The sequence below is a fragment of the Oceanispirochaeta sp. genome (assembly GCF_027859075.1).
GTDB lineage: Bacteria > Spirochaetota > Spirochaetia > DSM-2461 > DSM-2461 > Oceanispirochaeta.
Map to the genome: position 1 here is coordinate 1 of NZ_JAQIBL010000085.1, position 4,377 is coordinate 4,377.

The 4,377-nt window shown below is 50.4% G+C and carries 5 protein-coding genes and 1 pseudogene; 4 read left to right on the forward strand and 2 right to left on the reverse strand.

Features of this window, described 5'->3' with window-relative positions:
* Positions 1-453: hemolysin III family protein (locus tag PF479_RS04565; protein ID WP_298002723.1), on the forward strand; the 453-nt coding region annotated here is incomplete at its 5' end.
* 72 nt (positions 454-525) lie between these two features.
* On the opposite strand, the gene PF479_RS04570 is transcribed toward PF479_RS04565, so the two are convergent.
* Positions 526-1,377: an AraC family transcriptional regulator gene (locus PF479_RS04570; protein WP_298002726.1), complete on the reverse strand. Its 852-nt coding sequence runs from the start codon at positions 1,375-1,377 to the stop codon at positions 526-528.
* A 92-nt stretch (positions 1,378-1,469) separates the two neighbouring features.
* On the opposite strand from PF479_RS04570, the gene PF479_RS04575 reads away from it, so the two are divergent.
* Entirely contained in the window at positions 1,470-2,627 is a 1,158-nt protein-coding gene (locus PF479_RS04575; RefSeq protein ID WP_298002730.1) for a uroporphyrinogen decarboxylase family protein, read from the forward strand.
* On the opposite strand, the gene PF479_RS04580 is transcribed toward PF479_RS04575, so the two are convergent.
* The gene (locus PF479_RS04580; RefSeq protein ID WP_298002734.1) at positions 2,624-3,220 is read right to left on the reverse strand and encodes a hypothetical protein; all 597 of its coding nucleotides are present in this window, start codon (positions 3,218-3,220) and stop codon (positions 2,624-2,626) included. The genes PF479_RS04575 and PF479_RS04580 overlap by 4 nt on opposite strands.
* A 143-nt stretch (positions 3,221-3,363) precedes the next feature.
* Between PF479_RS04580 and PF479_RS04585 the strand changes: the two genes are divergently transcribed.
* Together PF479_RS04585 and PF479_RS04590 are read left to right on the forward strand one after the other, a co-directional pair.
* A complete protein-coding gene (locus tag PF479_RS04585; protein WP_298002737.1) occupies positions 3,364-3,789 on the forward strand; it encodes a 4Fe-4S dicluster domain-containing protein in 426 nt (141 codons plus the stop codon).
* Positions 3,776-4,377 (forward strand): annotated as a pseudogene (locus PF479_RS04590) (aldehyde ferredoxin oxidoreductase N-terminal domain-containing protein); the annotation flags it as partial. The gene PF479_RS04585 and the pseudogene PF479_RS04590, both read left to right, overlap by 14 nt.

Sequence of the window (4,377 nt, forward strand, 5' to 3'; positions counted from 1 at the left end):
ATCTATCACTTTGTAAAACCATCGAACCTCAAGAGGTTCCTGAGAATTCTGGATCATGTGAATATCTATATCCTTATTGCCGGAACCTACACTCCCTTCTGTCTGGTTCTACCTCCTGAGCGGGGTATCCCTCTTCTCTATACGGTCTGGGCTATTGTGATTCTGGGTTCTGTCTTCAAGCTTGTATTCTGGTCCAAAGTTAAACCCCTTCACACCATCATCTACCTGCTGATGGGCTGGCTGATCGTCTTTTATGTCAAAGATCTCAAGCAGGTTCTGCCTCCTCAGGTGGGAGCCTGGATTCTGGGTGGGGGGTTGTCCTATACGGCGGGCACCCTGTTCTATGCCGCTAAAAAAATGCCCTATTATCATGCCGTCTGGCATCTGTTTGTCGTAGCGGGGAGCGCCTTCTTTTATGGCGGAGTCTATCTCTACGCTCTTCCTCTAATGTAAAAAGCCAAGGAGAGTCGAAAATGGTGGATCATATTCAGGTCAGACGGGAATCAAAGCTGCCCTGGTAGGGGCTTACTGGAAATATTTCCGCCTCATCACTGTCTCAGGAGCAATCCCCAATATTTTCTTGAAGACCCTCGAAAAGTAAAATGGATCCTTGAATCCGCACTTGTAGGCCGTTTCGGATACATTAAGCCCGTCTCGATGAAGGGCTTCATAGGCCAGCAGTATCCGCTCTCTGTGGATGCATTCAGTCGGAGTCAATCCCAGTTCCTTTTTGAACAGGGCATTGATATATTCAGGACTGAGGTTGAAACGGTTTGAGAGATCCTGCCTGGTCAAGGTCTGAGTACAGTGTTCCTGAATAAAGAGGATCATGGCCTGCATCCTCGGGCTGACAGGCTGATTCCGCATCTCCCATTGTGAGGCGCAGAGGAGCCATATTTCCCGGCAGACCGTGCCCATCAATTCATCCCGGTAATTATTGTATCCTTCAAAAAGATCACTGCACTTCCTGAATAAGCCATCCATCAGGTCTATTTCTTCGGTAAAAGAGGTTCGGGAGCTGGGCTGTGGATGGAGACGGACAAGAGGGGACTCCCAGGGCAGATCCGTACGGGGCAGACAGTGGATGCAGGAGATGGCGCCCTCTTCCTGACGGGCGTAAAAACGGTGGTTTTCCCCGGGCGGAATGATCAGCACATCTCCGGGACCCAGCTCCGTCTCAGAATCTGTCCGCTCCCTGTGCAGCGGGTCTGTGGAGCTCAGGCATTCATACAGAAAATTTCCCTTTCTGATCAGGATCAATTCAAAATCAGGCAGAACCCTGGGACCCCAGGAGGAGACTTCCTTCAATGTAAAATAGTTGGCCATATTGACCCGGGGGAGGATGTCCTTGATTTGAATTATCTTATTATAGTCCATGCCTTTCTAATTTATATCCATTTCCGCCATAAGAAAAGGGGTTTAAACTCTTTTAATATCTTATTCTGTTTAAAGAGGTGCCCTTTATGTCCATGACCCAGCTAGAAAATTCTCTGGCGATTCTGAATTATGAAAACTTTGAGAGCCTGCCCATTGTGCATTTTGGATTTTGGAATGAAACACTGGACAAGTGGGCAGAAGAGGGACATATCAGTGTCGAAGACGCCCGGGACTGGAGCGACTGCAGCGATGCGGATATCCGCATCGGGAAACAGCTGGGTTTTGATTTTAACTGGGGCCAGAATTTCGGGCCCCACTACCGCCTCGACCCGGCTTTTGAAGAGACAATCCTGGAAGAGGATGACCAGGGGAATATGAAGGTCCTCAATGAAGACGGGGTCATCGTCATGAAAAAACGGAATGTTGTTTCTATTCCAACAGAGGTGGATCACTATTTTAAAGGTCGGAAAGAGTGGGAAGAAGGGTTCCGTGATAAGTTGGATTACAATGCTGACCGTTATCTCAAGGCCCTTGTTCCTGCAGGGAACCGGACCCTGCCCCTGGGAGAGGGCGGATGGGATTATTTGCGACAAACTGAAGGAAGAGAGAGGCCACTCGGGCTGTTTGCCGGCAGTCTGATCGGATTTATCCGTGATTTCATCGGTGTCGAGAATCTCAGCTATCTGACGGTGGATGATCCAGAGCTTCTTGAGGAAATTGTTGAGCATGTGGCAGATCTCAGTTATCAGACTGTGAAAACGATTCTGGAATCGGGTGCCCGGTTTGAATATATGCATTTCTGGGAGGACATCTGCTTTAAAAATGGTCCTCTTGTCAGCCCCTCTTTCTTCCGGGATTTTATTGGGCCTCAATACAAAAGAATCACAGACCTGGCCCGCTACCACGGGATAGGAATTATTTCTGTAGACTGCGACGGTATGATCGATCATCTGCTGCCCTTCTGGCTGGAAAACGGGGTGAATACCATGTTTCCCATCGAAGTCGGAACCTGGAAGGCCAGTATTGCTCCCTGGCGGGAAAAATATGGCCGGGACATCAGAGGGGTAGGGGGGATGGATAAAACCGTTTTCTCCCGTGACAGAAAGGCTGTGGTAGACGAGGTGGAGCGGCTGAAAGCTCTGGTGGATCTGGGAGGGTATATTCCCTGCCCGGATCATAGAATCGCCCCGGACGCCCTCTGGGAGAACGTCCAGTATTACTGCGATCTGATGCGGAAGAACTTCAGTTAGTTTTTCGGCAGATAATGGAGTTCTAATCCGCCACCCAGCATGGTGGCCGGATCATAATCCCGGGAGAAGAGAGGAGCATAGAAGACTTTCACTCCCGGCATCCAGCTGCCCCGCGGGCCTTCCTTTAACCGGTACCCCGTGAAACCTGTGAACAGAGGCCCCATGGCAAAGAATGAATCTCCCCTGTCATCAGGAGAAGATTTGTAGTCCGGTCCGTAATGAAAGACAGTTCCCATACCTCCGCCGACGACCCACTGTCCCCCGTCCTCATTGTTTTGATCAAAACTGTACTCGTAACTGATCTGAGGTTCAAACTGAAGCATCTGAAAGGCGGCTCCAAATAAAATGGGCCTCATAACAGGGATGTTGATGCTAATAGCCTGATGATCATCCAGGTCAAAGCGGATGTCTGCATATATATCCATGATGGGACCCCCTTTAACTCCTGCGGGGGAGGCTATACACATGCGCAGGTCATCGTAGCGTCCTCCGGCTAAAACGTGAAAACCCAGTGAAACCGTGGGGGATGTTTCTGCAAAGAGGGGAATTATTATCCCACAGAATAGAATGGCCAGTGTAAATTTCTTTTTCATATACCTTTTCTCCCTAGGGTGAAACATAATTCATCGGGGATTCCGGGTCAAAGGACAGTTGTTTTTTTTTTACGTTGCGCATCCGAATTTCCCATACTAAAATAAGCATGTTCTCATCACTTCATAAATCCCAGGAGGCTCCAGTGGCTCATCTTATCGTATCCGGCTGTATCGGCTGCGGCTTCTGTCAAAGGATCTGCCCGACCCGGGCCATCTCAGGAGACATGAAAGAACTTCACGTCATCGATGCCGCTCTCTGCATCGACTGCGGCTCCTGCGGGAGGGTTTGTCCTAAAAATGCAGTTCGCACCGAACAGGGAGAGACGGTGTTCAGGCTCAAGAGGTCCGAATGGCTCCAACCCCGGATCATCATCGACAAATGTTATGCCTGTGAGAACTGTGTGGCGGCCTGCCCGGTGGGTGCCCTGGCCATGAAAGATGAGAATCTTCCCCTGACAGATAATTTTGCCGTCCTGGCCTTTCCTGAAAAATGTATTTCCTGCGGCTGGTGCCGGGACAACTGCCAGTTTGATGTCCTCTCCCTGGAGGTTCCCCTTGCAAGTCATTAAAGGCACATCCAACCGTTATCTGGATGTCGATCTGACCACTCAGACCTGGTCTGTTTATACCGTCTCCGCCGAAGATTTGAAGCTTTATCTGGGTGGAAAAGGACTGGCTTTGAAGATCTTCCATGATCGCTTTACCAGGGAAGACCTGGGGAGGATCGATCCGTTCGGCCCGGAAAACCTCCTGATCTTTTCCATGGGGGTCATGCTTTCCTAGGGGGCAACATCCTCCGGCCGTTTTGAAGTCCTGACAAAATCGCCTCTCACCGGACTGATGGTGGGATCTTCCTGCGGAGGATACTTCGGCGAAACCTGTAAAACCGCCGGTTGGGATGGTCTTATCATCAGCGGTCAATCCGAGTCTCCCCTGACCCTGCGCATTCACAGAGAGGGGGCAGACTTTGAATCCGCCCTGAATCTCTGGGGGCAGGGCACTCATGAAACGCAGGAATCTTTGAAACTGTCTCCCAAAGAGGGGGCTGCTGTGATCGGTCCGGCAGGAGAAAACAGAGTCTTGTATGCCAATGTCTGTTCGGGTCACCGTTTTGCCGGCCGGGGAGGCGTGGGCGCCGTCATGGGAGCTAAAAAACT